The 26,626-nt window shown below is 64.8% G+C and carries 25 protein-coding genes; 15 read left to right on the top strand and 10 right to left on the bottom strand.

Features of this window, described 5'->3' with window-relative positions; translation table 11 throughout:
• Window positions 1–119 precede the first annotated feature (119 nt).
• The gene (locus FHT19_RS17025) at window positions 120–638 is read left to right on the top strand and encodes a CHAP domain-containing protein (protein WP_168556838.1); all 519 of its coding nucleotides are present in this window, start codon (window positions 120–122) and stop codon (window positions 636–638) included.
• Between the two features lie 83 nt (window positions 639–721).
• Here the strand turns inward: FHT19_RS17025 and FHT19_RS17020 are convergent, their stop codons facing one another.
• Both FHT19_RS17020 and FHT19_RS17015 read right to left on the bottom strand, forming a co-directional pair.
• The gene (locus tag FHT19_RS17020) at window positions 722–1,288 is read right to left on the bottom strand and encodes a hypothetical protein (RefSeq protein ID WP_169476025.1); all 567 of its coding nucleotides are present in this window, start codon (window positions 1,286–1,288) and stop codon (window positions 722–724) included.
• Window positions 1,289–1,427: 139 nt separating this feature from the next.
• Window positions 1,428–3,683, bottom strand: a complete 2,256-nt coding sequence (locus tag FHT19_RS17015) for a bifunctional diguanylate cyclase/phosphodiesterase (RefSeq protein WP_248290522.1) — start codon at window positions 3,681–3,683, stop codon at window positions 1,428–1,430.
• Between the two features lie 239 nt (window positions 3,684–3,922).
• Here FHT19_RS17015 and FHT19_RS17010 point away from each other — a divergent pair, with 239 nt between their 5' ends.
• Complete coding sequence (locus tag FHT19_RS17010; protein ID WP_168556836.1) at window positions 3,923–4,072, top strand: lmo0937 family membrane protein; 150 nt, start codon at window positions 3,923–3,925, stop codon at window positions 4,070–4,072.
• 137 nt (window positions 4,073–4,209) lie between these two features.
• Window positions 4,210–5,634 (top strand): aldehyde dehydrogenase family protein, encoded by a 1,425-nt coding sequence (locus FHT19_RS17005; RefSeq protein WP_169476024.1) that lies wholly within the window; start codon window positions 4,210–4,212, stop codon window positions 5,632–5,634.
• A 124-nt stretch (window positions 5,635–5,758) separates the two neighbouring features.
• On the opposite strand, the gene FHT19_RS17000 is transcribed toward FHT19_RS17005, so the two are convergent.
• Window positions 5,759–6,271: a hypothetical protein gene (locus FHT19_RS17000; RefSeq protein WP_169476023.1), complete on the bottom strand. Its 513-nt coding sequence runs from the start codon at window positions 6,269–6,271 to the stop codon at window positions 5,759–5,761.
• A gap of 852 nt (window positions 6,272–7,123) precedes the next feature.
• Window positions 7,124–7,534, bottom strand: a complete 411-nt coding sequence (locus tag FHT19_RS16995) for a MarR family transcriptional regulator (protein ID WP_248290542.1) — start codon at window positions 7,532–7,534, stop codon at window positions 7,124–7,126.
• A gap of 241 nt (window positions 7,535–7,775) precedes the next feature.
• On the opposite strand from FHT19_RS16995, the gene FHT19_RS16990 reads away from it, so the two are divergent.
• The gene (locus FHT19_RS16990) at window positions 7,776–8,216 is read left to right on the top strand and encodes an organic hydroperoxide resistance protein (RefSeq protein WP_168556832.1); all 441 of its coding nucleotides are present in this window, start codon (window positions 7,776–7,778) and stop codon (window positions 8,214–8,216) included.
• Window positions 8,217–8,237: 21 nt separating this feature from the next.
• On the opposite strand, the gene FHT19_RS16985 is transcribed toward FHT19_RS16990, so the two are convergent.
• Window positions 8,238–10,364, bottom strand: a complete 2,127-nt coding sequence (locus FHT19_RS16985; RefSeq protein ID WP_248290521.1) for a tetratricopeptide repeat-containing sulfotransferase family protein — start codon at window positions 10,362–10,364, stop codon at window positions 8,238–8,240.
• Window positions 10,365–10,889: 525 nt separating this feature from the next.
• Here FHT19_RS16985 and FHT19_RS16980 point away from each other — a divergent pair.
• The 7 genes from FHT19_RS16980 (at window position 10,890) to FHT19_RS16950 (ending at window position 17,718) form a co-directional block, all read left to right on the top strand.
• A complete protein-coding gene (locus tag FHT19_RS16980) occupies window positions 10,890–13,256 on the top strand; it encodes a TonB-dependent receptor (RefSeq protein WP_248290520.1) in 2,367 nt (788 codons plus the stop codon).
• Between the two features lie 119 nt (window positions 13,257–13,375).
• Window positions 13,376–14,062, top strand: a complete 687-nt coding sequence (locus FHT19_RS16975) for a TetR family transcriptional regulator C-terminal domain-containing protein (protein WP_169476021.1) — start codon at window positions 13,376–13,378, stop codon at window positions 14,060–14,062.
• A 179-nt stretch (window positions 14,063–14,241) separates the two neighbouring features.
• Window positions 14,242–15,417, top strand: coding sequence for an amine dehydrogenase large subunit (locus FHT19_RS16970; RefSeq protein WP_169476020.1), 1,176 nt, complete (start codon window positions 14,242–14,244; stop codon window positions 15,415–15,417).
• Window positions 15,414–15,983, top strand: a complete 570-nt coding sequence (locus FHT19_RS16965) for a MauE/DoxX family redox-associated membrane protein (protein ID WP_248290519.1) — start codon at window positions 15,414–15,416, stop codon at window positions 15,981–15,983. The genes FHT19_RS16970 and FHT19_RS16965 overlap by 4 nt, the downstream gene beginning before the upstream one ends.
• A complete protein-coding gene (locus FHT19_RS16960; protein ID WP_169476019.1) occupies window positions 15,980–16,582 on the top strand; it encodes a methylamine utilization protein MauD in 603 nt (200 codons plus the stop codon). Before FHT19_RS16965 ends, FHT19_RS16960 begins: the two co-directional genes overlap by 4 nt.
• Before the next feature lie 34 nt (window positions 16,583–16,616).
• On the top strand, window positions 16,617–17,165 hold the full coding sequence (locus FHT19_RS16955; RefSeq protein ID WP_168556827.1) for a methylamine dehydrogenase light chain: 549 nt from the start codon (window positions 16,617–16,619) through the stop codon (window positions 17,163–17,165).
• Between the two features lie 10 nt (window positions 17,166–17,175).
• The gene (locus tag FHT19_RS16950; protein WP_169476018.1) at window positions 17,176–17,718 is read left to right on the top strand and encodes a cytochrome C; all 543 of its coding nucleotides are present in this window, start codon (window positions 17,176–17,178) and stop codon (window positions 17,716–17,718) included.
• A 55-nt stretch (window positions 17,719–17,773) separates the two neighbouring features.
• Here the strand turns inward: FHT19_RS16950 and FHT19_RS16945 are convergent, their stop codons facing one another.
• On the bottom strand, window positions 17,774–19,543 hold the full coding sequence (locus tag FHT19_RS16945) for an amidohydrolase (protein WP_248290518.1): 1,770 nt from the start codon (window positions 19,541–19,543) through the stop codon (window positions 17,774–17,776).
• A gap of 100 nt (window positions 19,544–19,643) precedes the next feature.
• Here FHT19_RS16945 and FHT19_RS16940 point away from each other — a divergent pair, with 100 nt between their 5' ends.
• Together FHT19_RS16940 and FHT19_RS24780 are read left to right on the top strand one after the other, a co-directional pair.
• Window positions 19,644–20,810 (top strand): aminotransferase, encoded by a 1,167-nt coding sequence (locus FHT19_RS16940; RefSeq protein ID WP_169476017.1) that lies wholly within the window; start codon window positions 19,644–19,646, stop codon window positions 20,808–20,810.
• Window positions 20,811–20,917: 107 nt separating this feature from the next.
• Complete coding sequence (locus FHT19_RS24780; RefSeq protein ID WP_168556825.1) at window positions 20,918–21,112, top strand: YqaE/Pmp3 family membrane protein; 195 nt, start codon at window positions 20,918–20,920, stop codon at window positions 21,110–21,112.
• A gap of 152 nt (window positions 21,113–21,264) precedes the next feature.
• On the opposite strand, the gene FHT19_RS16930 is transcribed toward FHT19_RS24780, so the two are convergent.
• From FHT19_RS16930 to FHT19_RS16915, 4 genes are all read right to left on the bottom strand, one after another.
• Window positions 21,265–21,957: a glutamine amidotransferase gene (locus FHT19_RS16930; protein WP_168556824.1), complete on the bottom strand. Its 693-nt coding sequence runs from the start codon at window positions 21,955–21,957 to the stop codon at window positions 21,265–21,267.
• A gap of 72 nt (window positions 21,958–22,029) precedes the next feature.
• Complete coding sequence (locus FHT19_RS16925; protein ID WP_168556823.1) at window positions 22,030–22,203, bottom strand: hypothetical protein; 174 nt, start codon at window positions 22,201–22,203, stop codon at window positions 22,030–22,032.
• Window positions 22,204–22,510: 307 nt separating this feature from the next.
• The gene (locus FHT19_RS16920) at window positions 22,511–22,669 is read right to left on the bottom strand and encodes a hypothetical protein (protein WP_168556822.1); all 159 of its coding nucleotides are present in this window, start codon (window positions 22,667–22,669) and stop codon (window positions 22,511–22,513) included.
• A 49-nt stretch (window positions 22,670–22,718) separates the two neighbouring features.
• Window positions 22,719–24,311: an isocitrate lyase gene (locus tag FHT19_RS16915; RefSeq protein WP_169476016.1), complete on the bottom strand. Its 1,593-nt coding sequence runs from the start codon at window positions 24,309–24,311 to the stop codon at window positions 22,719–22,721.
• Between the two features lie 146 nt (window positions 24,312–24,457).
• On the opposite strand from FHT19_RS16915, the gene FHT19_RS16910 reads away from it, so the two are divergent.
• Window positions 24,458–25,876 carry a helix-turn-helix transcriptional regulator gene (locus FHT19_RS16910; RefSeq protein WP_169476015.1) on the top strand — a complete coding sequence of 473 codons (1,419 nt, stop codon included), beginning with the start codon at window positions 24,458–24,460 and terminating at the stop codon, window positions 25,874–25,876.
• A 226-nt stretch (window positions 25,877–26,102) separates the two neighbouring features.
• Window positions 26,103–26,612, top strand: coding sequence for an N-acetyltransferase (locus tag FHT19_RS16905; RefSeq protein ID WP_169476014.1), 510 nt, complete (start codon window positions 26,103–26,105; stop codon window positions 26,610–26,612).
• The last annotated feature ends 14 nt before the right edge of the window (window positions 26,613–26,626 follow it).

Below are 26,626 nucleotides of genomic sequence, written 5' to 3'. Positions count from 1 at the left end.
TGCTGCATCGCAAAAGTTGTCCACAGGCGAGATGAATGCAGGATAAACGGTTCAGCCGCAGCGGTGAACCGTGGGAACCGCGGGTTCTCGAATCCGGGCAAATCCTTAAGGTGAGCGCCATGCTTCGCACCGCACTCACCGCTCTGGCCGCTTTCGCTTCGCTTGCTGCACTGCCGAACGTGGCCCATGCCCGGCTCCAGTGCGTGACTTATGCCCGCCAGGTTTCCGAGGTGCAGCTTTCGGGCAATGCGCGCGATTGGTGGGGCAACGCCGCCGGCACTTATGCCCGTGGCCAGGCCCCCAAGGCCGGCGCGGTCCTGGCATTCCGCGCCTCGCGTTCGATGCCCTATGGCCACGTTGCGGTGGTGAGCAAGGTGGTCGACGCCCGCCACGTGATGATCAACCACGCCAACTGGTCGCGCCCCGGCATGGTCGAACGCGGCGTGATGGCGGTGGACGTTTCCGACGCCGGCGACTGGTCGGAAGTGCGCGTGTGGTATGGCCCGACCCAGTCGCTCGGCCTGCGCCCCTCGCCTGCCTTCGGCTTCATCTATCCCCACGGCGGCGTCGACACCCAGACCGCCCCAGCCACCCAGACCGCTTCGATCGACTTGACGCTGGTTAAGGCACAGGGCTGATCCCTTTCCCAACGTCGAAGCAACAAGCCGCCCGATTTCGGGCGGTTTTTTGTTGCTGCATGGTGTGCTCGATAGCCCCAGAGTCAGCGGCGCACTGCTTTGCAGGTTTCCACCACGCTGACGCGTGGCTTCATGGCAATCAGGCTTGCAAAAGGAATGGCCGAAAATCGTTGATAGATTGGCCAATCAAAAAAATAAGTTTCAAATTTCGAAGCCTTTACTTTTAACCGCGATGCGGCCGTCATCGTTAAAAGGTCTTGGGAGTTCGGCCTGAAGGTTACCGCCATTAGCGGTTCCTTATAATAGTGCCCCGTCCTGGTGACCTCTTGCAAACGAAGGCCAGGTCCGAACTTGTAATCGTCTTCAACATAGGCGTCTTCGCTTTGCGAGGTTATCACAAGTCTGGCGACGGCATTCTCACGATACTGCAACCACCCTGACTCGACCGCCCCAAAGCGTTCGCTGTTGGCAGCAGTCTCTGCGGTGCGCTTTGTCACGAACGAGCACCAACGCTCGGGCGTCCCGCCTTCATCTTCGAGGGTTTTGGTTGAGTAGAACCATGCCTGACGGGGCAACGCCGGCTCGGCATGAGACGCCCCACCAGCAAAGAGGCAAAGTGCCGCAAGACATACTTTTGGACCAGGCTGCATGGCGTCCCCGCAAATACGTCCCGCAAAATGCTAGTTCTGGTCTTTCACGAACTCAACATGCTTTTCCCGGCCATGGTCCGCGCTTCGGCCTTGTCTGCGGGTCGAGCCTGAGGCCTGGCGCCCGCCCTTGCGCCCAGCCTCAGATCACCTGCCGCATGCGATCGGCCGCATTGCGGGTCAGCAGGGCGCAGGCCTGGTCTGCAGGCAATGCCGGCCAGAACAAGTGCCCTTGGACAAGCTCGCACCCGGCCGCGTGGACCAGGCGGCGCTGGAGTTCGGTTTCCACGCCTTCGGCCACCACTTTCATGCGCAGCGTCTGCCCCAGCGCCACGATCGCGCCCAGGATCGATTGGGCGTCATGGTCCGCCTCGATGTTCTGCACGAACGAGCGGTCGATCTTGATGCGGTCGAACTGGAACGAGCGGAGGTAGCTGAGCGAGGAATAGCCGATCCCGAAATCGTCGAGCGCGATGCGGAAGCCCATGCCCTGCAGCGTGCGCAGCGATTGCGCCACGTTGTCGCTGCGATCGAGCATCACGCCTTCGGTCACTTCCAGGATGACCCGGCGCGGCGAAATGCCGGTTTCCTCCACCAGCGACTGGATCGTCTCGACAAAGCCGTGGGCCATGATCTGGATCGGCGAAAGGTTGATCGACAGGTCGCACGCCGGCCAGTTGCGGCACTGGGTGAACACGCGGCGCAACATCCATGTGCCCAGCGGCACCATCAGCCCGCATTGCTCGGCAATCGGCACGAACACGCCCGGGCCGATATCGCCACGCTGCGGGTGCGGCCAGCGCAGCAAGGCTTCGAACCCCTCGATCTGCCAGGTCGAAAGGTCCACGATCGGCTGGAAGTGGGCTTCCAGTTCGTCGGCGGCAATGGCGCGGCGCAGCTCCAGCTCCAGCTCGCGCGCCAGGCGCTCCGTCGCTTCCATGCCGTTGGTGTAGCAGCGATAGCGCGCCCGGCCGCCCTGCTTGGCGCGGTAGAGGGCAATGTCGGCGCGGCGCAGCAGTTCGTCGGCGTCTTCGGTCTGCCCCGGTCCCCAGCTGATCCCGCACGAGCACGTGACGCCCAGGCTATGGCCCGAAATGATGAACGGCTCGGCCATCAGTCCCACCACTTGCCGCCCCAGGGCGTTCGCCGCGCCCAGCCCGCCTGTGGTGCGGCGCATGACCACGAATTCGTCGCCGCCAAAGCGCGCGATCAGGTCGGTCCGCAACAACCCGTCGCGCAGGCGCTGCGCCACCTGGGTCACCAGTTCGTCCCCCACGTGGTGGCCCATCGTGTCGTTCACCGTCTTGAACGCGTCGAGATCGATATAGGCGACGAACACGTCACCCTGGCCGCCCTGCGCGCGCTGGGCGATGACGATGTCCAATTCCCCGCGCAGGCGTTCGGCAAAGTACAGGCGATTGGCCAGGCCCGACATCGGATCGTGCAGCGCGTTGTATTGCGCTTGGGCCTCGCTCGCCTGGAGATGGCGGGTGGTATCGCGCATGCGGCGCACGATCATGACGCCGCCCGCCAGCACGGCCAGGAACAGGAAGATCCAGGTGGCCAGCAAGGGCGCCGCGGCCTGCCAGATCGCCGGGCCGGGCAATTGCGCCGTCCACACGAAATAGCCCACCGGCCTGCCATCGGCGCTTTTGCGTGCCAGGATGTTGAGCGCCGGATCGCGCGGCGCGCGGCTGACGAAGCGGAAGTCGGGCAGCAGCAGATCCGCGCCCAGCGCCCGCAGCACCTGCGAATCCATCACCCGCAGCGATACCAGATAGCGCGGCTCGGCCTTGAGCAGGGCATAATCACGGTCGGGCACGATTGCCGCCACCGTCAGCAGCATGGGCCGGCCGCCCCGCCAGATCAGCGAAGACGCCCAGCGCGTGAGCGGCGCTCCGCGCCGGTCCACCGGCCACAGTGTACCGCCCCGCCGTTCGAACCGCGCCATGGTGCCCGAAATCCGGCGGTTGCTGCGCGCCAGGTCGAGCGCGGCCTCCACCTGCCAGCGCAGTGGGCCATATGGATAGGCCGGGTCATAATGGCCCTGCCGCCAGCCGCGCACCAGCGTGCCATCAGGCTCCACCAGCATGGTTTCCTGCGCGCCCTGGTTGGTCCAGGGGAACATGCCGAGTTCGCGATCCATCCAGTTGGTATCGGTCCGGGCCACCGCGTGGCGCATGGTTTCATCCCACACCAGTTGACCGGTCTGCCCGATGATCACCGTGCGCACGCGCCCTTCGAGATAGCGATCGACCATCTCGCGCTCGTCCTTGCGGGTAAAGGCATCGGCCACATGAACCGAGTGGTTGAACGCGGCCATCAGTGCGGCGGACAGCGCCAATAGTGCCGCGAAGGTGGCACCGACAATCCAGCCCGTGCGCTGTTCCTCGCTCACCCTTCGCTTCCCCCGGCCCTGGGATCGGCGCGGCGCGCGCCAAACTCTTCGAAAAATGTGGAGGAATATTCCCAATAAATGGTTAGCGGATAACCGTTAACCGCCCAAAATCTGCGGTTAAGCCGCTGGCGAGGCTTCGGGAACCATGGCCATCCTGCGCAGTTTCCATCGTCATAAGGATGCCAATCCGCGCCACTGCTCCCAAAAAAAGCGGGGCGCCCCCGTTCCAGGAGCCTGCCATGCTGTTGACCATTGCCCTTGTTCTGCTCGTGCTTTGGGCGCTGGGTGTTTTCGCCTTCAAGGTGACCGCCGGCGTCATCCACATCCTGCTGGTCCTGGCGATCATCGTGGGCCTGGTGCAGCTGTTCACCGGCCGCCGAACCGTCTGATCAAGCGCGCCGTGCACTTTCGAACCGATGGTGCACGGCGTGAAACCTTGGGCAGGTTGCATATGGCAACCGGCCTTGCCATCCGCCAAGCGCGTCCCTAAAAGTTAGCCAAACTAACTTTTGATCGGAGAAGCGCGATGCGCGAACGCCTTCAGCATTATATCGATGGCCAGTGGGTCAATAGCCAGGGCGGCCGCCGCCACGAGGTGACAAACCCCGCCACGGAAGAGCCATGCGCCGCGATCACTCTGGGCACCGCCGCAGACGTGGACGCCGCCGTGCAAGCCGCTCGCCGGGCGTTCAAGACTTTCAGCCGCACCACGCGCGACGAACGCCTCGCGCTGCTGACCCGCATCGTTGAGGAATACAAGAAGCGTATTCCCGATCTGGCCCGCGCCATGGCCGAAGAAATGGGGGCGCCCGTCAGCTTTGCCGGCACGGCCCAGGTGGGCGCCGGGATCGGCGGCTTCATGGGCACGATCGCCGCGCTCAAGAACTTCCAGTTTGTCGAAGACAATGGCGCGTTCCAGGTGGCTTATGAGCCGATTGGCGTGGTCGGGCTGATCACGCCGTGGAACTGGCCGCTCAACCAGATCGCGCTCAAGGTGGCGCCGGCGCTGGCGGCAGGCAACACCATGGTGCTCAAACCTTCGGAAGAATGCCCCACCTGTGCCGCGATCCTGGCCGAAGTGATGGACGCCGCCGGCGTTCCGGCCGGTGTGTTCAACTTGGTCCAGGGCGATGGCCCGGGCGTTGGCACGGCAATCAGCAGCCACCCCGATATCGACATGGTCAGCTTCACAGGCTCCACCCGCGCCGGCATCATGGTGGCCAAGGCCGCTGCCGACACGGTGAAGCGCGTGCACCAGGAACTGGGCGGCAAATCGCCCAACCTCGTCCTGCCCGATGCCGATTTTTCCACGCAACTGCCCGCCACGGCTTCGGGCCCGCTGGTCAATTCGGGGCAAAGCTGCATCTCTCCCACGCGCATCCTCGTGCCGCGCGAGCGCCAGGCCGAAGCCGCGGCCTTCGTCAAGGCGATGTACACCGCCGCCAAAGTGGGCAATCCGCTGGAAGAAGGCGGGCACCTGGGCCCGGTGGTCAACAAGGCGCAGCACGAGAAGATTCGCGGGTTGATCCAGTCCGCGATCGACGAAGGCGCCACGCTGGAATGCGGCGGGCCCGACCTGCCGGCCGAAGTTAACCGTGGCTATTACATTGCGCCGACGCTGTTTTCCAACGTCTCGCCCCAGATGCGCATTGCCCAGGAAGAAATCTTTGGCCCGGTGGCCACGATCATTCCCTATGACAGCCTGGATGAGGCGATCGAGATCGCCAACGACACCAGCTATGGCCTGTCCGCCTGCATCACCGGCGATCCGGCCAAGGCCGCCGAAGTGGTCCCCGCCCTGCGCGCCGGCATGGTGGCCATCAACAACTGGGGCCCCACCCCCGGCGCCCCGTTCGGCGGCTACAAGCAATCGGGCAATGGCCGCGAAGGCGGTCTCTATGGCCTGAAGGACTTCATGGAAATGAAAGCGATCAGCGGGTTGCCGGCCTGATTTGTCGCCAGCATGCGCACTGCAAGGCCGCTCTCCGCTCGAGGGCGGCCTTCGTGTTTTAAGCACAGCGGGTGGGGGCTTGGGGCAATGGCCATGGTGGATCGTGGTGGCAAACGGTCTTTCCCTAATTACCGCAGATAACGTTTGTCGGCTCCCCGAGAGCCACCACAACTTTCTTTATCTGGTCGTATTTCGCGGCAACGATCTGGTTCGAGGACGGGAGGTGTGCATCCCCCGTTACCTCAACGCCACCACAGCAAAAACAGACCGCTACCACGCCAATCTGATGGCCGTGATTGTAATATCGAAAGAAATGGTGCGGGTCAAAACAAGCCGCCACCTGATCCGGTGGATCGGTCAAATACAATGCCTTTTCGAAATCGGCGCGCTGCCTGAAGTCAAGAATTCTTCCACGCGGATTTCGAAATTTCTGAACACCATTTACGCCACTATTTTCCGCTTCCACAAATAAACGAACCTCGTTTGCATCGGGGAATATATTCGCAATCTGGTAATCAGGCTCTGGTGAATTTCGAGTGGTTTTTTCCTGCGGCGCCAGTGGCGATGCATGCTTGCTGTCGCAACTTCCCAGCACCAGCGCGAGAAAACTGGCAACGATATAAACGCCCCTCCGCATAATCGCCTTCCCCAATCTCCGAAAAACTATCGCCGCATTCACACCTTAAGATATTATGCTCCGCTGCGATAATCTCAGCAACTGGGCGCTTGCGCACAATATGCTCTGGTCACTTTGCACAATCTGGAAAGCGCAACGGAATTTTGATTCGCGCAGAGGCGCGGAGACGCAGAGATTCAGCTTTTTATCTGCACTTCCGCGCCTCTGCACCTCAGCGTGCCAACAGATTTCACACGAAGACACGAAGAAGGCGCTTCTCTTCGTGTCTTCGTGGCTTCGTGTGGGATTTTGGGAAAAGAGCGGCCCCGGCGATGAAGCGCATCAAGTTCAAACAGCGTAACGCATCACGAAGTTAGCTGAAATGTCCGAGTTTTGGTGAGAATCTGCCTTTGTCGCCTCCAACCTCGCCATTCCCGCGCAGGCGGGAATGGCGAGGGAAACGGCTGAAAGTGATGGTTGGCTGCCGGTTGATGGCCGCCTGAATTGCGTCAAGCTGGCAAGAGGCAGTAATTTCGCCAGACAAAGTGGTATTCACAATTTTCGGTTGGCCTGATGGCGCGTTGAGCTGTCCAGCCATCTTCGAAAGGCTGAACGAAGGTCATCGAACGTAGCTCTGGAAATTCACGCTTTAAAACGCGTCGAGCAATCGCTGCGGTTAGCCGCCGCCCAGTCTCAACTTCTACGAAACGGATCTCAACAAGACTCTCGACCTCGTTGCGTTTGTCAGTCACCCTAATCTTAACCGCTTGCATCTAATTTACCACCTCAGGGTAAAAGCAACGCCCGAACATAGCATCATTGCTAATTATGTCGAAAATTGGGCGCAAGCCAACATCCCCAAACCCTTCGGGCTCAGCCCCCAGTCTTCCGCAATTCCGCACCCAGGCGATCCATCGCGACCTTCATCTGCTGCAAATCGCCCATCGGCATGTCGAGCGCGGAGAGCACGTCGAGCGGTACGCATTCCACTTCCCCCACCACTTTGGCCCCGGCCGGTGCCAGGGCCACGCGCACCACGCGCTCGTCCTGGGTGTCGCGCCGGCGCACGACGAGGCCGGCGGCTTCCATCCGCTTGAGCAAGGGGGTCAGCGTGTTGGATTCGAGGAACAGGACCTCGCCCAGTTCGCCCACCGTGCGGTCTTGCGCCTGGGCCAGCGCCACCAGCACCAGGTATTGCAGATAAGTCAGCCCGTGCGGCGCCAGCAATTGCTTGTAGAGCCGGTTGAACGCCAGTTGCGCGGCATAGACCGAAAAGCACAGCATGTTGGCAAAGGGCTGGCCCGGCACGCCCGGTGCCACGGCTTGCCCGCGCGCAGCAAGCAGCGCGGCGGCTTGCGGGCCAGAGAGCGTGGGCTCGATCGGATCGGGCGTCTGGTTTTCCATGGCGCCAAGATAAATCGCACACGATCCAATCGCAAGGTCTTGACCTTTGAGGCCGACTCGCCTAATTAGATCGCACACGATCTAATCGCTTTCGACTTAAACACAGAAAAGGACATCCCTCATGTCGATCAAGCCGCTCTACACCGCCCATGCCAAGGCCACCGGTGGCCGCGATGGCCGCGCCACGATTGCCGAAGATGGCGTCAACAATGGCCTGGAAGTGACGCTGGCCACGCCCAAGGAACTGGGTGGCAACGGCGCGGGCAACAATCCCGAGCAGCTCTTTGCCGCCGGTTATGCCGCGTGCTTCATCGGCGCGATGAAGTTTGCCGCCGCACAGGACAAGGCCCTGCCCCGCGTGCCCAACGACATCGTGGTGGATTCGGCCGTGGGCATCGGCGCGCGTGCGGACGGTGGCTTTGGCCTGGCCGTGACGCTCACCGTGAACCTGCCGGGCGTGGATCGCGCCGCCGCCGAAGCGCTGGTGGCCAAGGCCGATGAAATCTGCCCCTACAGCCACGCCACGCGCGGCAACATCGACGTGACGATCAGCGTCGCGTGATGATCCCGGCAGCCGGCGGGCTTACCAGCCCGCCGGCACGCCTGGATAGCTGTCCAGCACCGGCCCCAGCGCCACGCGCAAGGGATCGAGCCAGGGCTCGAACCGCTTCCAGTGCGCGACCGCATCGGTATAGATCGGCTGGCGCACTTGCTCCGAGCTCGCCGTGCGCACCGCGCGGCGATTTTGCCAGAACGCCAGGCAGCCGTCCTCGAACGGCACGCCCACCGCCGCCAGCAAGGCACGCACCTGGCCGGGCGTATCGGCCACCATGTCTTCATAGATCACGCGGTGCACGCCTTGCGGCACCACGCGGTCGAACGCGGCCATCTGCCGCACATAGGCCGCGTAATAGCGGCCGATCTCGCTCAGGTCATAGCTGAACACCTGGCCCCGCGCGAAGTACTGCTTCCACCCCGAAAAGCAGCAGCCCAGCGGATGACGCCGCGCGTCGATCACCGTCGCATTGGGCAGGATCATGCGGATCAGGCCCACGTGCTGCCAGTTGTTGGGCATCTTGTCGACAAAGTGGGGCCGATCGGTCTTGCGATGGATGCGCGTGCGCTCCAGGTATTCCTCGCCCAGGCGGCGGCATTCGTCTGGTCCCAGGGAGGATAGCAGCGCCGCCATGTCGGCAAATTCGCCCCCGTCCTCGTCATTGGCGTCCACGCGCGATTGCAGGCGATCGGCAATCAGCATCATGTCGGGCAGTTCCATGGTGCCCTCGATCTGCGAATGGCTGGCCAGGATCTGCTCCACCAGCGTCGATCCGCTGCGCGGCAGGCCCACCACGAAGATCGGATCGGCGGCGGGACACCCCCAACCCTCGCGGCTTGCGAAAAACGCCTTGTCGAACAGCGCGATGTTCCGGTTGACCGCCGCGTCGGTGCGCGCCTGATCATAGTCGAGCACGCTGCGCCGCAGCGCGTTGCCGCGTGCATAATGGGCAAACGCGCTTTCTGCCGCCGCGGGGTCGTCGCGGCTGAGGTCTTCATAGGCCTTGCCGAGCGCAAAGTGCAGTTGCGCCACGTCTTCGGCCCGGTCGCCGCCCACGGCATCGTGCGGCAGGGCGGCGCGCATCGCCGCAATATCGGGACGCTCCAACCGCACGGTCTTGAGATTGGCCAGGCTCCACCATGCTTCCCCGGTGGAGGGATCAAGCGCGGCGGCGCGGCGATAGGCGTCGATCGCTGCCGCCTGGTTGCCGATCGTCTTTTCCACGTGACCCAGGTTGAGCCACACCCGCGGCCGGCCCGGATCGCGTGTCAGGATCGCGCGATAAAGGTCGCGCGCGCCTTCCTGATCGCCGATACGTACCAGCAGCGAGGCCTTGAGCATGGCGTGGCCGCCGTGTTCGGGATCGTCGGCCACCAGCCGCGTCGCATGGTCGAGCGCTTCGGCAACGTCGGGGCCCGTCGCCAGCAACCGCACCAGCAATTCGCGCGCAGCCACGAAAGCCGGGGCACGGGCCACCGCCGCGCGCAGCAACGGCAAGGCCGCGTCGATCTCGCCCTGGCGCCATAGCACTTCGCCCAGCAGGCGCAGCGCGGCAGGGTCGTCCGGCAAGGCGACAAGACGGGCGCGCACGTGCGTCTCGGCCTCGTCCAGCCGCCCCTCGCCCATCGCCAGCGCCGCGCGCAACAGCACGGGATCCTTGGATGCCGCCTCGATCCCAGCGATTTCGGCCTGGGCGGCGCCGGCCTCGTCGCCACTCGCGCGCAGCAGGCCGGCCAGCGCCTGCCAGGCATGGGCCAGTTCCGGCTTGAGCGCCACCGCCCGGCGCAAGTGGGCGGCGGCCTCGGCCCGCTCGTCGAGCGCAGCCAGCGTCAGGCCCAGTTCGGCCGCAGCGGCCGCCGCGCGTGGCTGGCTGGCGGCCAGGGCAGACAGCACGGCGCGCGCCTCGTCCAACCGGCCCAGCACGCGCAGGACTTGGCCTTCGATCAGCACGGCATGGGGATGGCCAGGCACCGCGCGCAGGATTTCGCGCGCCTGGGCAAGCGCCAGGGCAGGCTGGCGCGCCATCAACCGTGCCGCGTGGCCCAGCGCCGCCTCTACCGAACCCGTACCTGTGCCGGTCGTGGCCGCGTCGGCCGTCGCTGCATTGGCCGTCCCCGTCGTCGCCATGCGCTGCCCGGCCATTTCGTTTGCCATCACAGTTCCTGCCATCCGTGTTTGCCCTCAATGAAGCATGCCACGCCCGCACGATTACGCAACTGCGAAGAAAGCCGCCATGGCACACCAGCCACAGGCACCGCAATCTGCGATGCCAGATCGTGAATTTTTGTTGACAGCTTGGGATTTGGTGGCACTATCCAATTCCAGACAGTCGTACAAAATGCGCCGCAACGCGGTACTATGGGGCTAAATCAATACTTTGCATACAGTGCGCCGCAAAAGCGCACGCCTGCTGCCATTCGCGCAGCACGCGAGCCTGGGCAATGGCGCGCCCTGCAAAGATTGATCGCACGAGTGGGCAAGACGGCGCGGCGACTGCACAATAGAGCGACATAAATACAACATCGCACCACAGATCACCGTTCGCAGGAAAACGGCAAGACAAAGAACTTCAGGCCATCAGGGGGCATGAACAATGGTGTTTGAACAACCGTCGCAAATCAGGGGTCGCAAATGAGGCGTGCGCTCAGGGTTCTCGGAGCCTCGACCGTCCTTTCCAGCATGGCCGTACCGGTTGCGGTGCTGGCCCAGGCCGCCCCGGCGCCTGCCCCCGATGCCGCCGCCGAAAACGGCACCGGTGGCCTGGGTGAAATCGTGGTGACCGCCACGCGCAAGGCCGAAAGCGTGCAGAAGGTGCCGATCTCGATCCAGGCACTGGGCGCGGAAAAGCTGGAACAGCATCAGGTGGCAACTTTCGCCGATTACGCCGGCATGCTGCCCTCGGTCAGCTTCTCAGGGCTTGGGCCGGGGCAGAGCGAAGTCTATTTCCGCGGCATTGCCGTGGACGGCGGCGCGCTCTCGACCAGCGGCACCTATCTTGACGACGTGCCGATTTCGGCGCCGGCGCGCATGCCCGAAGTGCACATCTACGATATCGAGCGGGTCGAGGCGCTGTCGGGCCCGCAAGGCACGCTTTATGGCGCCGGCTCGCTGGCCGGCACGCTGCGCATCATCACCAACAAGGCCAAGATCGGCAAGTTCGAGGCCGGATACGATGTGCAGGTCGATGCCTATGGCAAGGGCAAGCCCGGCGCCATGGTCGAAGGGTTCGTCAACATCCCGGTGAACGAAAACGTCGCCGTGCGCATGATGGGCTTCTATGACCACGAAGGTGGCTACATCGACAACACCCACGGCACTTATACCTACCAGTTGGGCGACGATGATCCCAACACCACCTACACCGTGGACAACGCCACGCTGGTGCAAAAGGATTACAACCCGGTCGACAGCTATGGCGGGCGCATCAACGCCACCATCGAGGCGGGCGACTGGAAGCTCTATCCGTCGGTCACCTACCAGTATCTCGACGCCAAGGGCTATTTCAACTACGATCCCCGCGTCGGCGATCTGCAAGTCCACGACTACAGCCCCACCGAAAACATCGATCGCTGGGTTCAGGCCTCGCTGACCATCCAGGGCAAGATCGGCGATTTCGACCTGGTTTCCTCTTCAGGCTATTTCAAGCGCAAGATCGACAATACCAGCGATTACACCTATTACTCTGTGCATTACGACCAGCTTGGTCCGGGTTATGAAAACTACCTCAAGTTCCGTGACAAGAACGGCAACTTCATCAACCCCACCCAGTCCTACATCGGCCGCATCAAGCAGACCAAGGTGACGCAGGAAGTGCGGCTTTCGGTGCCCAAGACCTGGGGCTTCGACCTGACCGTGGGTGCGTTCTTCCAATACCAGAAGCAGTCGCAGGACGATGACTACCAGATCCCCGGCCTGAGCAAGATCGACCTGGCCACCTCTTGCGACGACGGCTGCGAATGGAATCCCGCCGTCAAGCGCGACGGGTTCTACAACGTCGATCTCGACCAGAAATTCCGCGACTATGCGGTGTTTGCCGAAGGCACGGTGCCGATCACCTCGCAAGTCAAGGTGACGGGCGGCATCCGCTTGTTCAAGGCCAAGAATTCGGTCTACGGCTTCAGCGGCGTGGCTTCCACCGCGCTGGCACTGGGCTGCACCGTGCCGTTCCCGGCCGACCAGCGCTTTACCTGCGTCAACAACAACAAGGCGCCCTACGAGGAAAATGGCGAGACGCACAAGGCGAGCGTGACCTGGCAGGTCACGTCCGACAAGATGGTCTACGCCACCTATTCCACCGGCTTCCGTCCCGGCGGCACCAATTCGCTGCCCGCGATGGGATCGTACAAGGCCGATCGCCTGACCAACTACGAAGTGGGCTTCAAGACCAGCTGGAACAACATGCTGCGCTGGAACCTGGCGGCCTATTACGAAAAGTGGACGGGCGTGCAGTACACCGTCATCCCGCTCGGCTTTTTCGGCAATGGTGGCACGGTCAATGCCGGCAAGGCGCGTGTGCTCGGCGTGGAAACCGATTTCGACCTCAAGCTGGGCAACATCACGCTGAGCGGTTCGGGGGCGTACAACGATGCCAAGTTGACGCAGGATTTCTGCGTGCTTGATCCCGCTACGCTCACCCCGCTCACCAATTGCTCGGGCAATCCCGATGCCATTGCCGCGGCCAAGGGCACGCGCCTGCCACGCCAGCCGCGCTTCAAGGGACAGCTTTCGGCCCGCTATGAAGGCAATTGGGGCTCGCTCGACGATTTCGCGCAGTTCACGATGCACGCGCAGACGATGTCGACGTCCAACCTCGATACCACCAAGAATGCGCTGCTCGGCAACACGCCAGGCTTCGTCAGCTTCGATTTCTCCACCGGCGTGTCCAAGGATAGCTGGACGCTCACGGCCTTCATCGAAAACATCTTCGACCGGCGCGGGCAGCTGTCCAAGAATACCTTCTGCGCCATCGAATATTGCTCCGGCTCCTCGCGCACGATGCCGATCAAGCCACAGTATTTTGGCCTGAAATACTCCGTGCGCTATTGACGCGGCGTCCTTGCGGCGCGTTTCCCCTGCCCCCGTCGTGCCCCGGCACGGCGGGGGTTGTTTCATGACGTGACGATGGCAACTGGCCGGACCGTTCGCCCCGTGATAGCGTCGTGGCGATGACCGAAGCAGCCTCTGCGTCTCTCTCTTCCCGCGCCGGCGGCTATGCCCGCGGCGCCGCCACGGCCGAAGCCATCGTCAAGGCCGCGCGCAAGGTGTTGATCGAGGATGGCGCCGCCCATTTCACCGTGCGCCGCATCGCCGCCGAATGCGGCATGAAAGTGGGCAACGTCAGCTATCACTTTCCGCGCAAGGAGATGCTGGTGCAACTCATGCTGGACGACATGCTCGACAGCTATGACAAAGTGCTTGAAAGCGAAGTGCGCCAGCCCGGCCTCAGCCCGCGCGAACGCCTGCGCCGCGTGATCGCACTGTGCCTTGAAGACATTGCGGGCAAGCGCACCACCCGGCTGTTCACCGAATTGTGGGCGATGGCCAACCAGAACGCCGTGGTGGCAGAGCGCGTCGCCCAGTTCTACGCCCGCGTCCATGGCGTGATCTGCGAATATGTCGGCGAACTCAATCCCGCGCTCTCGCCGCAGGAAGCGCAGACCGTGGCGCTCTATATCAGCGCCTCGATGGAAGGGGCGACACCGTTCCTGGGCTTTGAAAAGCCATGGGCGGCCCAGATGCCGGCATTCATCGCCATTGCCGGCAAGGCCCTGGTCGATCTGGCCTGCACCATCACCCCGCAAGACATTGCCGGCCTGCCGTGCCCACCGCCGCAAGCATGTGATGCCAGATAAGGCAAAAAGTTTTGCCGCGCCTGCGAATGTCGCTTGACTGAAATAGGACAATCGTCAAAACTTGCGATCGCAACGGCAGGTGGGGGCATGCCGGACTCGGGGAAAATCCCCATCCTGCCTCGTCCAAACCGATGCCGCGATCACCACGGGCTGTCACATTCAAACGGGGGCCGGCCACGATGACGTTTGCTGCCATCAAGGGGCGTTTCTTCGCATCTGCAACACTGACTTTGGCGCTCGGCGGCGCGATGGCGCCGGCCATGGCGGCCCCGGTCGCCTCGGTAGAGCCCGAACAGTCCGACGTGGCGCAATTGACGCCGCCCAAGGCGAGCTGGTTCTTCATCAACCGCGGCTTCACCGAGAATTCCTCGGCGATCTACGACACCACCACCGGCAAGCTGCTCGGCCATGTCGAAACGCCGCAGCTGACCGATCTGGCACTCGATCCGGCGGGCAAGTTCTACTACGTGTCGTCGACGTTGTGGACCAAGGCCTCGCGCGGGACGCGGCAGGACTATGTCTCGGTGTTCGACAGCGTCGATCTCAAGCTGCAGACCGATATTCCCATCCCCGGCCGCCTGCTCGTGGGCGGGCGCCTGAACAATTTCGTGGTCAGCCCCGACGGCAAGTTTGGCTATGTCTACAACATGAGCCCGGCATCGTCGGTCAACGTCGTCGACCTGGCGGCGCGCAAGTTCGTCAAGTCGGTAGAGCTGCCTGGCTGTGCCAGCCTGGTCTCCGTACCCGGCGTGGGGATTTCCGCCCTGTGCTCCGATGGTTCGCTCGCCACGCTCAGCCTTGCCGGGGCGAAAAGTGCGATCACCCGCAGCGAGCCGTTCTTTTCCGCGACCGACGATCCGATCTTCGACAATTTCCAGGTCGATCGCACCAAGAACCAGATCGTGATGCTCAGCTACACGGGCAAGATCTATACCGCGACGCTGGGTGCCAAGCCGGTGATTTCCGCGCCGTTCTCGCTTCAGGAAGCAGCCGGCGTGCCGGCCGGCTCCTCCGCGCCGAACCTGGTGAACTGGTATCCTGGCGGGGTGCAGCAGATGGCCCTGCATGTCCCCACGGGGCAGCTCTACGTGCTGATGCACATGGGCGAATTCTGGTCGCACAAGGCTGGCGCCAGCGAAGTGTGGCAGCTTGATCTTGCCACCCGCAAGGTGGTCAAGCGCATGGCCGTGCCGGGTGAACCGCGCATGATCGCCGTGACGCAGGAAGCCACGCCGCACTTGGTCTTCGCCGGAGAGGACGAGACCGTCTACGTCTATGACCTTGCCACCGGCAAGCAGGCGTGGAAGCTCGATCAAGCCGGCAACGGCGTGATCACGGTGGCGCAATCGCAGTGATCACGAGCGCCGCCCCCAATCTTGCGGGCGCGGTGGCCCTGGTGGGCCAGATCGCCACGGTCGGCGTGGGGCTGGTGTTCATGACGGCTGGGCTGGGCAAGCTGCGCCACAGGGCTTTGCTGCCCGGCGTATTGGCCAACTATCGCCTGCTGCCCGCGGGGCTGGTCGCACCGCTGGCCGCCGTGCTGCCGGTGGTGGAACTGGCGCTGGGCGGCCTGCTGGTGTCTGGCTTGCTGTCGGTGCCGGCCACCGCCCTGGCCATGGCGCTGCTGCTGGTCTTTGCCTGGGCCATGGCGGTGAACCTGCGGCGCGGGCGCGGGCATATCGATTGCGGCTGCGGGCATGCCGCCTTGCGCCAGCCGCTCGCCTGGCCGCTGGTGGCGCGCAACGTGGCCCTGGCTGCGCTGCTCGTGCCGGCGCTGGCGGGCCTGCCTTTGCCGGCCGGAACCTGGCCACTGGGCCTGGCCGGCGGCGTGGTGCTGTTCCTTCTGTTCCAACTGTTCAATGCGATCGTGGCGCTGGCGGGTTCGCCCCTGGCAAACGCGCGAAAGGTAAGCGTTCGATGATGACGGCTCTGATCGTTGCGCAAGGGATTTCCTGGGTAGTCATCGCCGCGTTGGTGGTGGCGCTGCTGGCGCTGGCCCGGCAGGTGGGCGTGCTGCACATGCGCGTGGCGCCGGCCGGCGCGCTGACCACGGCCGGTGGCCCGGCGGTGGGTGCGGCCAGCCAGGCGGTGGAAAGCCGCAACCTGGATGGCGCGCCGGTTCTGGTGGGCGGCGCGGCACATGGCACGCCGCTGCGCCTGCTGATGTTCGTCTCGGCTTCTTGCCCGCTGTGCAAGAACCTGATCCCCATGGCCAAGTCGTTTGCCCGTGACGAGCGCGTGGCGCTGACTTTCGTGGGCGACGACACGGTGGACGCCCAGCGCGAGATGATCGCCCGCCATGGCCTGGAAGCCTATCCCTTCGTCAACGGGCCGGAAGTGGGCCAGGCCTTTGCCGTGGGCAAGCTGCCGTTCGCCGTGTTGCTCGACGACAAGGGCGTCGTCCTGTCCAAGGGGCTGGTCAACAGCCGCGAGCATCTCGAAAGCCTGGTGATCGCCCACGAGATGGGGGTCCATTCGGTGCAGGATTATGTGGCGCGGATGCACGGCGCTGTCGCCTGAACCCTGACGCCAAGATTTTTGAGGGGCAACGATCATGATCCATTTCGATGCTGACAGCCTGGGCGAAAAGGTCCTGCGTCGCTTTGCCGGTGGCACCTCGCGCCGGGGCATCCTGGCTCGCCTGGGCACTGCGCTGGTGGCCGCGCCGCTGTTTCCCGTGCTGCCCGTCAGCCGCGCCAACGCCGCCCCGGCCAAGCCCGATCGCGGGCCCGAAGCCAAGACCGGCTTTGCCCGCGGCGCGCAGGTGACCGACAACACCAAGTGCGATTACTGGCGCTATTGCGCGATCGACGGCGCACTGTGCACCTGCTGCGGCGGCGGGGTGCACACCTGCCCGCCCGGCGCGGAACCCTCCCCGGTTTCGTGGGTGGGCACTTGCGTCAATCCCGAAGACGGCAAGTCCTACCTGATCGCCTATCGCGATTGCTGCGGCAAATCCTATTGCAACAAGTGCAATTGCGACAATGCCGACCGCGAAACGCAGATCTATGTGCCGCAGCTCAACAACGACATCATCTGGTGCTTTGGCACGCAGAGCATGGAATACCATTGCTCCACCGCCGTGCTGGTCGGCGCGGCCTGAGGCTGGCACCATGCGCTTTGCCCGGATTGCGTTGATGGCGGCGACGGCCATGTTGGGGGCGGGCCTGGTCACGCGGCTTGCCGCGGCGCACGATGCCACGCCCCCCGCGCCGCCACAGCAGGTGATGGAAGACCCCAACCAGGCGCGCGTGGACTATATCGAGAATTGCGGCGGCTGCCATGGCGTGAACGGCAGCACCGTGCCCGCGCAATTGCCCGAACTGATGGGCCGGGTCGGCTGGTTCATGTGCACGCCCGAAAGCCGCGCCTATCTGCTGCGCCTGCCCAACGTGGCGCACAGCCGCATTCACGACAATGCCGAACTGGCAGACCTGATGAACTATGTGGTCTTCGTGCTGGGCGGCAACAGCGTGCCCGCCGGCACCCGGCCGTTCACCCCCGACGAGGTGGCCCGCGAACGCCAGCATGCCCTGGCCAATGCCTCGCTCACCGCCGAGCGCCTGCGGCACGCCACCGCCGCGGTCAAGCAGTGCCACGCCCCGCAGGATATCAAACTGCTCTATCCCGGCTACAATCCCGCCACCGCGCATTGACGGGCAGGCCCACGCTTGGGCAGCGCGGCATCATGGCCGCGCTGCCCATGGGCGTTTACCCCCGGGTTCGGCTGTCATAGACCAGCTTGCCGCCCACGAACGTCATGTCCACCTTGCCTTTGAGCAGGGCTTCGGGCGCAACCGTCAGCGGATCGAACGGCAGCACGATCATGTCGGCCAGCTTGCCCGGTTCCAGCGTGCCTTTCTGGTTCTCTTCCCATGAAAGCCAGGCGCCGTTGGCGGTATACATGCGGATCGCCTCGGCCCGCGACACCGCTTCTTCCGCGCCATGCACCACGCCGCTCGGCCCCTTGCGCGTGATCGCCGCATAGAGGCCGACCAGCGGCCCCACCGGAAGGTTGTCGCTGCCAAAGGCCATGAACAGCCCGAACTTCTTCACCGGCGTGGCGATCGCATTGTTGTGGGCCAGCCGCCAATCGTCGAGCACCTGGGTATAACGGTCTTCCAGGTTGTAGAGGAAATTGGGCTGCTGCGCGATCATCACATGATCGCGCGCCATGGTCTGCATCGTCGCCACTGGCGGCAGAATCGTGAAATGGTCGGTGAACCAGCGGCGATCGGCGGGCTTGTGCGCGGGATCGGGGATCGTGCCCAGCGCCTTGTCATAGGCGGCCACGGTCTGGACGATCGCCGCATCGCCGATGCAGTGCAGCCCCAACTGCCAGCCCGCCCTTGCGGCGGTATCGACCATCGTCTGCAATTGCGCATCGGTGAACCGCCCCTTGCCGCGAAAGCCGGGCTGGCCCTTGTAATCGGCCAGGAGCCAGGCGGTCGGCCCGGTAAAGCCGCCGTCCACCGCGTTTTCACCGATCGCGCCCAGCCGCACGCGGTTGTCGCCATAGCCGGTGTGGTGCGGAAAAGCCTTGAGCCGCTCTGCCCCGGGATAGCTGATGTACATGGTCACGCGGGGCAGGCTTTCGCCCATTTCCGCATAGAGGGCGCGCGCGCGGCGAAACGTCATGCCCGCGCCCAGCAGGTCCAGCCCCTGTTCGCCCGGCTTGGGCCCGCCCGCGCCATAGGGTTCATCGTCGATCGATCCGCTGGCATCGTGGAAACTGGTGATGCCCAGCGCCAGGATCGATTTGAGCCAGGTGACCGTCGCCGGCTTCATCACGTCCCAGCCGGGCTGCGGGATCAGGCGCAACACCGCGCCATAGCTTTCGCGGATGATCCCGTTGGGTTCGCCGCCCGCATCGTGTTCGATCAGGCCGCCGGCCGGATCGGGCGTGTTGCGATCGATGCCCGCCAGTTTCAGCGCCAGCGAATTGGCCACCGCCGAATGGGACCCGGCCCGCACCAGCAGCACGGGATTGTCGGGCGCCGCGGCATCGAGATCGGCGCGGGTGATATTGCGCTTTTCCGCCAGGTTGGCTTCCTGCCAGCCATAACCGGTGATCCACTGGCCCGGTCCCAGCGCGCGCGCCTTGTCGCGCAGCATGGCCTGCACCTCGGCCATGCTGGTGGCCGACGCCACGGCAATGTCGCTCGGCTTGATCGGGGCGGGATGCAGGTGCGTGTCGATGAAACCGGGCATCAGGGTCCGCCCGCGCAGATCCACCACGTTTCGGGCACGATAGCGGGCCAACAGCCCTTCCCCGCCCACCGCGACAATGCGATCGCCTTTGACGGCCACTGCCGACGCCACGGAAAACCGCCTGTCCACCGTCAGGACATGGCCGTTGTGCAGGATCAGGTCAGCCTGCACGGCGCCGGCTTGGCCCCGGGCCAGCGCTACCGGCGCTGCCCCTGCCGCCGCCACCGTCATTGCCGCTGCGGCCACGCCGCAAAGCCACGTCCTGCCCATGATCTGCCTGCCCCCTTGATCGTTGCCAGCCACGCTAGCAAATTGTGATCGCAGTGCAACGGCCCTTGCCGCGCAGTGTCGCGCGCATAGAATAGCCGCCATGACCACGCCGTGCCTGAACCCGCTGTACGCCCAGATGCCGACCACGATTTTCGAGGCCATGTCGGGCCTGGCGCGGCAACACGGGGCGATCAACCTGGGCCAGGGCTTTCCCGATGGGCCGCCCCCGCCCGCCCTGGCGCAGGCCGCCGCGCGCGCCATGGCAGAACGATCGCAGCAATATCCGCCGATGGCCGGCGTACCCGAACTGCGCGATGGCGTGGCCGCGTTCTATGGCCGGCGCCAGGGCCTGGCCCTGTCGCGCGAGCACGTGATTGTCACCTCGGGCGCGACGGAGGCGGTGGCCGCCGCAATCCTGGCCACGGTGCAGCCCGGTGACGAGGTGCTGGTGCTGGCCCCGGCCTATGACGCCTATGCCCCGTTGGTGCGCCGCGCCGGGGGCATGCCGGTGTTCGTCGCTCTCAGCCCGCCGGCCTGGGCCATGCCGATCGACGCCTTGCACGCCGCGATCACGCCACGAACGCGCGCGCTCATTCTCAACGATCCGCTCAATCCCACCGGCACCGTGACCACCGCCGCCGAGCGTGCCGCATTGGCTGCACTGTGCGTGAAGGCCAATCTTGTCGCCATCTGCGACGAGGTGTGGGAAGTGGTGCGCTTTGATAGCCAGCCTCACGCGTCGCTGATGGCCGAGCCGGGCATGGCCACCCGCACCATCAAGATCGGTTCGGCCGGCAAGATCTTCGGCGCCACGGGCTGGAAAGTGGGTTGGCTGGTGGCCGATCCGGCGCTGGCGGCCGTGGTGGCCCGTGCGCACCAGTTCCTGACCTTCACCACGCCGCCGATGCTGCAATGGGCCGTGGCCGAGGGGCTGGCCGATGACGCGCTGATCGATAGCCAGGTGGCCGACTGGGCCGCTTCCCGCGCGGCGCTGCTGCGCGCCCTTGTGGCCCATGGCTTTGCCGTGCTGCCGGGCACGGCCACGTGGTTTTCCTGCATCGACCTGGCGCAAAGCGGCTTCACCCTGGATGACACCACCTTTGCCACCCGCGCAGTGGCCGAAGCCGGGGTTGCCACGATCCCGCTGTCGGCCCTCTGGGAAGGGCCGCCCGCGCCGCGCCACATCGTGCGGCTGTGCCACTGCAAGCCGGCCGCGATGGTGGAGGAAGCGGTGGCGCGCCTGGCAGCGTGGCGGGATGGGCTTTGATGCCTATCGCCTGCCGACGCCCATCGGCCCTTCATCGACAAGGCATTGCCCGCCGTCGCCGGCTTCCTATCTTCAACAGGCTCGCAACCGAAATCCCGGAGAATGCCGTGCTCTACCTTGTGGCGATCCTGTTTCCGCCGCTCGCGCTGTTGCTGGTGGGCAAGCCATTCCAGGCGGTGCTCAACCTGTTCCTGTGCCTTTTGTTCTGGATTCCCGGTGTGGTGCACGCGCTGTTCGTGGTGCATTCGGCCAAGGCAGACGCGCGCACGCAGCGCATCGTGACGGAACTGCGCCGGCGCTGAAGCGGGCCTAGGGCCTGTGGGGATTTAGGTCAGGGTGGAGCGAGAATGGCTGATTTTCGTGACCCGGAGCGCAGCGTACTTTCGGTACGTGAGCACCGGAAGCGCGAAAAGCGGCCGTTCGTAGCCCGCCATGGGCTAAATCCACACAGGCCCTAAGCCAATCCTGCCAGCCATTCCCCGATCATCGCCCGGCCGGCCTGAACCGCGCCACCGCCGTGGGCATCGTGCGCGTGGCGCAGCGAGGCCTCGGTGTGGCCGGCGGCCGAGACATCCTCGGGGGATTGCTCGATCCAGGCGTCAAACCGCGGATCTTCGCCCATTTCGGCGTGGAATTGCAGGGCCAGCAGGTTCTTGCCACGGCGAAACGCCTGGTGGGCATAGACATGGCTTGACGCCAGCAGTTCCGCATTGGGTGGCAGCGTGAAGGTATCACCATGCCAATGCAGCACCGGCACGCCGGCAACATGGCGCAGCGGGCTGTCGGCAACGTGCACCTGCACGGGGTGGAAACCCACTTCCTTGGCATGGCCGCGATAGACATCCGCGCCCAGCGCTGCGGCAATCATCTGCGCGCCAAAGCACACGCCCAGCGTGGGCCGGTCAGCTGCCAGGCGCAGTGCCAGGCGGCGCATCTGGCAGCGGATCCAGGGATGCTCGATCTGGTCATAGATGCCCATCGGCCCGCCCATCATGATCAGCAGGTCGGGCTCGCGCAGGTCCAGCGCCGGAAAGGCCGGATCGGACACATCGATCCGGTCAACCACATAACCGGCCTCTTCGATCGGCTGACGATAGCCGGCCACCCCTTCGTAGGGCACGTGGCGGATGATCAACGCAGACTTCATGGGCCTCTATCGTGAACAATCGGTTTCAGGCGGGCAAGCGCACCCTTGGGGTTTTCTACAGGGGTCTTGTCGTCACAGGCCCAGCCGGCGGAAAAATTCCTCCGCCGTGCTGGGCCGTTCGCCATCCGGCCGCGCGGCGCCCAGCGTGCCCCACGAAGGGTGCGGCAGGGGCGCGGCAACGCGAAGGGATGCCGGCTGCCGGGAAATTCGGCGGGCCAATTTGGGCTGGGCAAGCAAACGGGACATTCGCATTCTCCTTTTTACGGGGCCGAACACGAACCTGGCCACATGGCCTCGCTTTCGTGCGCTTTAGCTTTTGGTGACGCGGAGCAAGCTGGCAGGATCAAAAGCCGCGATCGGACATGCCGATGCATTTTCTCTACTGATTCGGTTGATAAAGGTCATTCGAGAAATGCTGAAGGCTGCCCAAGATTTCCTTGGCCTGTCGAGCACGCAAAGCCCCGGCCAAGAAGAAGGCCCGCCGCGCGCCCTTGGGCGTGCGACGGGCCAGCCTTTCCTCCCCAGGAAAAGCGAAGTCGTCCGATCCTGCGGCTTAGCGCCCGATGGCGCTGCCGAGGCGGTGATAGAGGTGCGAGAACTTCACCGATTCGGGCTTGTCCTCGATATCCTTGAGGTAGTGCAGCACGGCCTCGCGGATCAGCTTGAAGTCCTCGGTCGAGAGGACTGCACGGGCACGGGCAGGTTCAGCCATTGTCCTTCTCCTTCGTGTTGGGTTCGCTTCTCTTGATTCTTGGCCCGGCTCAGGCCGCGAACTGGTTCATCGTGTTGTGTGCGCCGCCGGCCTTGAGCGCGGCTTCGCGGGCGAAGTATTCCTTGTGATCGTCGCCGATGTCCGACCCGGCCATGGCCTGGTGCTTGACGCAGGCAATGCCCTGGCGGATTTCCTGGCGCTGCACGCCCTTGACGTAGCCCAGCATGCCGGCCTCGCCGAAGTATTCGCGGGCCAGGTTGTCGGTGCTGAGCGCGGCCGTATGATAGGTCGGCAGCGTGATCAGGTGGTGGAAGATGCCGGCTTCGCGCGCCGCATCGCGCTGGAACGTGCGGATGCGCTCGTCGGCCTCTGCCGCCAGCGGCGTTTCGTCATAGTCCACGCTCATCAGCCGCGCCCGGTCATAGCCGCTCAGGTCCTTGCCTTCCGCCGCCCAGGCATCGAAGACCTGCTGGCGGAAATTGAGCGTCCAGTTGAAGCTGGGCGAGTTGTTGTAGACCAGCTTGGCATTGGGGATAACTTCCCGGATGCGCGAAACCATCCCGCCGATCTGGCCGATGTGCGGCTTTTCGGTTTCGATCCACAGCAGGTCCGCGCCGTTCTGCAGGCTGTTGATGCAATCGAGCACGCAGCGGTCTTCCCCGGTGCCGGGGCGGAACTGATAGAGGTTCGAAGGCAGGCGCTTGGGCTTCACCAGCTGCCCGTCGCGGGTGATCAGCACGTCGCCATGGCCCAGCGTGGCGGCATCGACCGGCTCGCAATCGAGGAAACTGTTGTACTGGTCGCCGATGTCGCCGGCTTCGCGGGTGAAGGCGATCTGCTTGGTCAGGCCCGCACCCAGCGAGTCCGTCCGCGCCACGATCACGCCATCGTCCACGCCCAGTTCGAGGAACGCGTAACGGACCGCGCGGATCTTGGCGATGAAGTCCTCGTGCGGAACGGTGACCTTGCCATCCTGGTGGCCGCACTGCTTTTCATCGGAAACCTGGTTTTCGATCTGGATGCAGCAGGCGCCCGCCTCGATGAACTTCTTGGCCAAAAGATACGTCGCCTCGGCGTTGCCGAACCCGGCGTCGATATCGGCCACGATCGGCACGATGTGCGTTTCGTGGGTGTCTATATCGTGCTGGATCTTGGCCGCACGCACCTGATCACCTGCCGCGCGCGCCGCGTCCAGATCGCGGAACAGCTGGTTCAATTCACGCGCATCGGCCTGGCGCAGGAACGTGTAAAGCTCTTCGATCAACGCGGAAACGCTGGTCTTCTCGTGCATCGACTGGTCGGGCAGCGGCCCGAATTCGCTGCGCAGCGCGGCGACCATCCAGCCCGACAGGTAGAGGTAGCGCCCCTTGGTGGTGCCGAAGTGCTTCTTGATGGAAATCATCTTCTGCTGGCCGATGAAGCCGTGCCAGCAGCCCAGCGATTGGGTGTAGTTGGCCGGATCGGCATCATAGGCAGCCATGTCGCGGCGCATGATCGCGGCGGTGTAGCGCGCGATGTCCAGCCCGGTGCGAAAGCGGTTCTGCAGGCGCATGCGCGCCACGCTCTCGGCGGCGATGCCGTCCCAATGGGTATTGGGCGTGATCGTGCGATCGGCCTCGATGATCGATTGCTGGTACGTCATGGCATGTGCCCCTTCCGGTATGCGTGATCCTTCGCTGCAACCGGAATTACTGCTGCATGATGCACTGCGGAATGCGTTACGGGGTCATGTTGTCAAACTTTACAGCTTTTGCTTGTAAAGTTGTACAGGCCTGACAAGATGCCGCCATGGCCCGACCATCCGCCCCATCCCGCCCGCTCTACCTGGGCCCGCGCATCAAGCGCCTGCGCCGCGAACTCGGCCTTACGCAACAGGCCATGGCCGAGGACATGGGCGTTTCGCCCAGCTACATCGCCCTGATCGAGCGCAACCAGCGCCCGTTGACGGCCGACCTGCTGTTGCGCCTTGCCGCCACCTATCGGCTCGACATGGCCGACCTCGCCGCCCAGGACCGCGACGATCACGCCCGCCGCCTGGCCGAGGCGCTGCGCGATCCGCTCTTTGCCGAAATCGACCTGCCCGCGCTGGAAGTGGCAGACCTCGCCACCAGCTTCCCCGGCATGACCGAGGCGATGCTGCGCCTGCACGGCGCCTATGCCCGCGCGAATCAGGCCCTGGCAGAAGGGCGCGAGGCCCATGCCGCCACCCCGGCTGCGGACCCGATGGGCGAAGCGCGGCGCTTCATGGGCGCGCGGCAGCACTGGTTTGCCGCGCTCGAAACCCGCGCCGAAGCCTTGGCCACCGAAATCGACGGCGCAGGCGGTAGTGCCGAATGGCTGCGCCAGGCCGGTGTGCGCGTGCGCGCCATGCCGGCCAGCGTGATGATGGGCGCGCTGGCCCGCTATGACCGGCACAACGAACAGCTCCTGCTCGACGAGTGCCTGGGGCCCCAGCGCCGCGCCTGGCAGATCGGCCTGCACATTGCCTATACCAGCCTGCGCCCCGATATCGCCGCGATCGTGCGCGGCGAAAGCTTTGCCAGCGCCACCGCCGCGCAACTGGTGCGCCGCGCCCTGGCCGAGCTGGGCGCGGCGGCGCTGCTCATGCCCTATGACCGCATTGCCCGCGCCGCGCAGGCCCTCGGCCACGATCCGCAGGCGCTGGCAGACCTGTTCGGCCTGGAATGGCAGCACGCCGCGCTGCGCCTTGCCACGCTGAACAAGCCCGGCCACGAAGGCGTGCCGTTCTTCCTGGTGGAGCAGGACAGCGCCGGCAACGTTACGCGGCGCATGGACGGCGCCGGTTTTCCGTTTGCCGCGCCCTCGGCCGCAGGGGGCGGCGGCTGCCCGCTGTGGACCCTGCACCAGGCCTTTGCCCGGCCTGGTGAAGTGCTGACCCAATGGCTGGAAATGCCCCATGGCGAGCGCTTCTTTTCGGTCGCTCGCACCGTGGACGTGCCCACCGGTCCCGGCCTTCCCCCGGTGCGCCGGGCGATGGCATTGGTCTGCCCGGCGGCCCACGCACCCCGCGTGGCCGCCGCCCGCGGCGCGGATCCGCAAGCAACGCCGGCAACGCCGGTGGGTGTGACCTGCCGCCTGTGCCAGCGCACCGAGTGCCCGGCCCGCGCGCAGCCGCCACTGGGCCGCGAAATCCTGCCCGACGATTATCGCCGCGCCGCCGTCCCCTTCGTGTTCAGCGAGAGTTGAGCCCAGCAACGGGAAGCACCCTCGCAGTCAAGCGCCGCGCCGGCGCCCTTCGACAAGCTCAGGGCGAACGGAGGGGGGAGAGCTATTCTCTGAAATCCCGTTCGGGCTGAGCCTGTCGACGCCCCGGCCCCACCGTCGCCCGGCCCCCAATCGCTTGCACCCCCGCCCCCCGGCAGCTATCGGCCGCGCGACTTTTCGCGATTCCCGCAAAACCTAAGGCGCCCCCTTGTCCACGATCATTCCCCTGGCCGACGTCGATCCGCAACTGGTCGAAGAGCTGCTCGATGCCGCATTCGAACCGGAACGCCGCCAGCGCACGGCCTATCGCCTGCGCGAAGGGCTGGAATGGCTGCCTGGCCTGTCGTTTGCCGCGCTCGACGACGAGGACATGCTCGCCGGCACGATCCAGTGCTGGCCCGTGGCGCTCACCACGCCCGAAGGCCGCCGGGTGCCGATGATCATGGTCGGCCCGGTGGCGGTGATGCCTGGCCAGCAGAGCCGCGGCTATGGCAAGGCGCTGGTCACGGCCAGCCTGACGGCGATCGATCCGCGCGCACCGCTGCCGCAGGTGATGATCGGCGATCCGGAATACTACGAACGGTTTTTCGGGTTTAGCAATGCCCACACCGGCGGCTGGCAGCTTCCCGGGCCGTTCGAGCAGCACCGCCTGCTGTGCCGCACCGCCAATCCTGCCGTTCTCCCGGCCGAAGGCATGCTGGGGCCTTGGCGGGGCTGATCAAGTCTGGCACT

The organism is Novosphingobium sp. SG919, assembly GCF_012932495.1.
GTDB classification, from domain to species: Bacteria; Pseudomonadota; Alphaproteobacteria; order Sphingomonadales; family Sphingomonadaceae; genus Novosphingobium; species Novosphingobium rhizosphaerae.
This window is presented reverse-complemented; position numbering and strand designations above follow the sequence as displayed.

Bases quoted from the DNA above. Each gene is read 5' to 3' on its own strand.
- FHT19_RS17010 (WP_168556836.1), top strand. From the start codon at position 3,923: ATGCTGTTGACCATTGCCCTTGTTCTGCTCGTGCTTTGGGCGCTGGGT.
- FHT19_RS16960 (WP_169476019.1), top strand. From the start codon at position 15,980: ATGATGACGGCTCTGATCGTTGCGCAAGGGATTTCCTGGGTAGTCATC.
- FHT19_RS16945 (WP_248290518.1), bottom strand. From the start codon at position 19,543: ATGGGCAGGACGTGGCTTTGCGGCGTGGCCGCAGCGGCAATGACGGTG.
- FHT19_RS17020 (WP_169476025.1), bottom strand. From the start codon at position 1,288: ATGCAGCCTGGTCCAAAAGTATGTCTTGCGGCACTTTGCCTCTTTGCT.
- FHT19_RS16930 (WP_168556824.1), bottom strand. From the start codon at position 21,957: ATGAAGTCTGCGTTGATCATCCGCCACGTGCCCTACGAAGGGGTGGCC.
- FHT19_RS16985 (WP_248290521.1), bottom strand. From the start codon at position 10,364: ATGGCAAACGAAATGGCCGGGCAGCGCATGGCGACGACGGGGACGGCC.
- FHT19_RS16955 (WP_168556827.1), top strand. From the start codon at position 16,617: ATGATCCATTTCGATGCTGACAGCCTGGGCGAAAAGGTCCTGCGTCGC.
- FHT19_RS16950 (WP_169476018.1), top strand. From the start codon at position 17,176: ATGCGCTTTGCCCGGATTGCGTTGATGGCGGCGACGGCCATGTTGGGG.
- FHT19_RS16995 (WP_248290542.1), bottom strand. From the start codon at position 7,534: ATGCTGTGCTTTTCGGTCTATGCCGCGCAACTGGCGTTCAACCGGCTC.
- FHT19_RS16980 (WP_248290520.1), top strand. From the start codon at position 10,890: ATGGCCGTACCGGTTGCGGTGCTGGCCCAGGCCGCCCCGGCGCCTGCC.
- FHT19_RS17025 (WP_168556838.1), top strand. From the start codon at position 120: ATGCTTCGCACCGCACTCACCGCTCTGGCCGCTTTCGCTTCGCTTGCT.
- FHT19_RS16940 (WP_169476017.1), top strand. From the start codon at position 19,644: ATGACCACGCCGTGCCTGAACCCGCTGTACGCCCAGATGCCGACCACG.
- FHT19_RS16975 (WP_169476021.1), top strand. From the start codon at position 13,376: ATGACCGAAGCAGCCTCTGCGTCTCTCTCTTCCCGCGCCGGCGGCTAT.
- FHT19_RS16925 (WP_168556823.1), bottom strand. From the start codon at position 22,203: ATGTCCCGTTTGCTTGCCCAGCCCAAATTGGCCCGCCGAATTTCCCGG.
- FHT19_RS16915 (WP_169476016.1), bottom strand. From the start codon at position 24,311: ATGACGTACCAGCAATCGATCATCGAGGCCGATCGCACGATCACGCCC.
- FHT19_RS16990 (WP_168556832.1), top strand. From the start codon at position 7,776: ATGTCGATCAAGCCGCTCTACACCGCCCATGCCAAGGCCACCGGTGGC.
- FHT19_RS17000 (WP_169476023.1), bottom strand. From the start codon at position 6,271: ATGCGGAGGGGCGTTTATATCGTTGCCAGTTTTCTCGCGCTGGTGCTG.
- FHT19_RS16920 (WP_168556822.1), bottom strand. From the start codon at position 22,669: ATGGCTGAACCTGCCCGTGCCCGTGCAGTCCTCTCGACCGAGGACTTC.
- FHT19_RS16970 (WP_169476020.1), top strand. From the start codon at position 14,242: ATGACGTTTGCTGCCATCAAGGGGCGTTTCTTCGCATCTGCAACACTG.
- FHT19_RS16910 (WP_169476015.1), top strand. From the start codon at position 24,458: ATGGCCCGACCATCCGCCCCATCCCGCCCGCTCTACCTGGGCCCGCGC.
- FHT19_RS17005 (WP_169476024.1), top strand. From the start codon at position 4,210: ATGCGCGAACGCCTTCAGCATTATATCGATGGCCAGTGGGTCAATAGC.